Below are 2,957 nucleotides of genomic sequence, written 5' to 3'. Positions count from 1 at the left end.
CCCGGTGCCCCTCGGCGAGGAGCTCCGGGACCAGACGGCCCCCGATGTACCCCGTCGCGCCCGCCCCGGTGACACCGGAGGGGACGGTCAGTTGACGAAGACCGCCGGGCTGCCCGTCTGGCTGGTGTCGGCGACCGGGCCGTAGGTCGCGGAGAAGTAGCCGTCGCCCGGGCAGAGCGTCGAGCCGCCGCTCTTGGCGAAGTGCTCGGTGCGGAAGGCCAGGCTGTGCGCGGCGTTGTCGGCGCTTCCGGTGAACGCGCCGCTCAGCTGGTAGGAGCAGGTGATGGTGCCGAACCAGGTGTCCAGCACGGCGGTGGCCTGGATCGTCCCGGCGGAGCCGCCGGTGAGGGTGACAGGCAGGCCGGGTGCGTCGGAGACGGTGACGCCGTACGGCAGGTTGCCGACCGTCAGGCTGCGCACCGAGGTGACCCCGGTGACGTTGGCGGTGCACGAGCCGAAGGTCAGCCCGGTCAGCGACGCGGTCGCGCTGCCCGGCGCCGCCGGGTTGCTCAGCACCGAGGCGGAGAGCTGGGAGGTGGCGCAGGTGACACCCGTGGTGCTGGTCGCGGTCGAGTAGAAGGTCGCCTTGGTGCCCGCGGCGAGCGGCGCGGCGAGCGCGTCGCCCACGGCGACGGCGGCGCCGCCCGCGCTCCCGGCGGTGAGCACCGGACCGGCGGCGAGGGGCTCGGGGGACGCGGAGGCGGGTACGGCGGCCAGCGCGAGTGTGGTGGTCGCGCAGACGGCGGCGGCGGTGACGGCCAGGTGGCGGCTGAAGCGCATGGGGAAACCTCTTCCTCGGTGAGGGGCGAGAAGACGTCCTCTCGCGGCTCCTGAGCGGTGGGGACCGGGGAGCGCGCGGCGTTTCCGGGTCCATAGGTTCCAGCCGTGACCGCGTGCCGTCAAGGCAGTGGGACGAACTTGCTGACTTTTCGTCAACAAGACCGGCTGATGCCGTCGGCTGCGGTCCGCCTTCGGCATCCCGGCACACACCGGCCCGGCCCCGCAGCCCTGAGCGCCCGGCCCGGCCCAGCCCGGCACGGTTTGGCCCAGCCCGGCCCGGGCTGCCGACGCCGTACGGGCCGGAGTGCCCGCCCGCTCCGACGCCTGCGAGAATTCCGGCATGGCTGAGCGCGAAACCGACCACGGCTACCTCCTGGACAACCGGCAGTCGGAGGCGGGCATCCGGTTCGGCGCCCTCGCCGAGCTGTTCGACCCGGTGACCTTCCGGCACGTCGACGCCCTCGGGATCGGCCCCGGCATGCGCTGCTGGGAGGTCGGTGCGGGTGGTCCCTCGGTGCCGCTCGGGCTCGCCGAGCGGGTCGGCCCGACCGGTGCGGTGGTCGCGACCGACATCGACGTCTCCTGGACCGCCCCCGCCGCCGGCGGCGTGATCGAAGTGCTGCGCCACGACGTGGCGGCCGACCCGCCGCCACCCGGCGGCTTCGACCTGGTGCACGCCCGGCTGGTCCTGGTGCACGTCGCCGACCGTGCCGAGGCCCTGCGCCGGATGGTGCAGGCGCTGCGCCCCGGCGGCCGGCTGCTGCTGGAGGACGCCGACCCGGCCCTGCAACCGCTGCTCTGCCCGGACGAGTCCGGCCCCGACGAGCGCCTCGCCAACCGGCTGCGGGCCGGCTTCCGCACCCTGATGGCGGGACGCGGCGCCGACCTCGCGTACGGGCGGACGCTGCCCAGGGCCTTGCGCGAAGCGGGCCTGGTCGACGTCCGGGCCGACGCGTACTTCCCGATCACCTCGCCGGCCTGCGCGGTCCTGGAGGACGCGACGGTGCGGCAGATCCGCGGGCTGCTGGTGCGGGAGGGGCTCGCGACGGAGGAGGAGATCGAGCGTCACCTGGCCAACGTCGCCTCCGGCCGGCTCGACCTGGCCACCGCCCCGATGATCTCCGCCTGGGCGCGCCGCCCGTGACGCGGCCGACCGACCCCGACGGGGCCGAGTCCGCCGTGCCGCTCGCCGAGGTGCGGGCCTCCGCCGGGCGGGTCCTCGCCACCGTCGGAGCACTGACCGACGGGAACCACGGGCCGTCGGTCTAACCTCGACGGTATGGACGCGTTCGAACACCCGGGCGGGCAGGCCGGTCCGCCGGGGGAGGAGCTGGAAGCCCTGGTACGGCTGCTGGACCGGCGCGGTGCGGTGGTGCTCAGCGGGGCGGGCCTGTCCACCGAGTCGGGCATCCCCGACTACCGCGGCGCCACCGGCCGCCGCCGCAGCGGCACCCCGATGACGTACCAGGAGTTCACCGGCAGCGCGGACGCCCGGCGCCGCTACTGGGCCCGCAGCCACACCGGCTGGCCCGCGATCGCCGGGGCCCGGCCCAACTCCGGGCACCACGCGGTGGACCGGCTGCGCCGGACCGGGCACGTCGCGGCGGTCATCACCCAGAACGTGGACGGCCTCCACCACGCGGCCGGCACCCGGGAGGCCGTCGAGCTGCACGGCGGACTCCGCCGGGTGGTCTGCCTCGACTGCCGCCGCACCAGCACCCGGGCCGAGCTGGACCGGCGGCTGGAGGAGCTCAACCGGGGCTTCCGCCGGCCCGGGGCGGAGCTGAGGCCCGACGGCGACGCGCGGCTGCCGCAGCCGCTGGTGGACGGCTTCCGGATCGCCGCCTGCACGGACTGCGGCGGGGTGCTCAAGCCCGACGTGGTCTTCTTCGGCGAGAACGTTCCGCTGCCCCGGGTCGAGCACTGCTACGAACTGGTCGACGCGGCGAGTTCGTTGGTCGTCCTCGGCTCCTCCCTGGCGGTCCTGTCCGGGCTGCGCTTCGTCCGCCGCGCCGCCCGGGCGCGGCTACCGGTCGCGATCGTCAACCAGGGGCCGACGCGCGGGGACGGACTCGCCGCACTCCGGCTCGACCTGCCGCTGGGACCGGCCATGACGGAGGTCGCCCGGCTGCTCGGCGCGGGCTGACCGGCCCGCTCAGCCGGCCGGCTGTGCGGGC

Annotated in this window: 4 protein-coding genes; 3 read left to right on the top strand and 1 reads right to left on the bottom strand. The window is 75.7% G+C overall.

Going from position 1 to position 2,957, the window contains the following annotated elements; translation table 11 throughout:
• Window positions 1–87: 87 nt before the first annotated feature.
• Window positions 88–780 carry a Tat pathway signal sequence domain protein gene (locus ACFU7Y_RS42450; protein ID WP_224285018.1) on the bottom strand — a complete coding sequence of 231 codons (693 nt, stop codon included), beginning with the start codon at window positions 778–780 and terminating at the stop codon, window positions 88–90.
• Window positions 781–1,120: 340 nt separating this feature from the next.
• Here ACFU7Y_RS42450 and ACFU7Y_RS42445 point away from each other — a divergent pair, with 340 nt between their 5' ends.
• The 3 genes from ACFU7Y_RS42445 to ACFU7Y_RS42435 are packed head-to-tail and all read left to right on the top strand — an operon-like array spanning window position 1,121 to window position 2,926.
• A complete protein-coding gene (locus ACFU7Y_RS42445; RefSeq protein ID WP_224285017.1) occupies window positions 1,121–1,924 on the top strand; it encodes a class I SAM-dependent methyltransferase in 804 nt (267 codons plus the stop codon).
• Window positions 1,921–2,049: a hypothetical protein gene (locus ACFU7Y_RS42440; RefSeq protein ID WP_263455809.1), complete on the top strand. Its 129-nt coding sequence runs from the start codon at window positions 1,921–1,923 to the stop codon at window positions 2,047–2,049. Before ACFU7Y_RS42445 ends, ACFU7Y_RS42440 begins: the two co-directional genes overlap by 4 nt.
• Window positions 2,050–2,059: 10 nt before the next feature.
• On the top strand, window positions 2,060–2,926 hold the full coding sequence (locus ACFU7Y_RS42435; RefSeq protein ID WP_224285016.1) for an NAD-dependent protein deacetylase: 867 nt from the start codon (window positions 2,060–2,062) through the stop codon (window positions 2,924–2,926).
• Window positions 2,927–2,957: the final 31 nt, after the last annotated feature.

The organism is Kitasatospora sp. NPDC057542 (genome assembly GCF_042801945.1).
Taxonomy (GTDB): domain Bacteria; phylum Actinomycetota; class Actinomycetes; order Streptomycetales; family Streptomycetaceae; genus Kitasatospora.
This window is presented reverse-complemented; position numbering and strand designations above follow the sequence as displayed.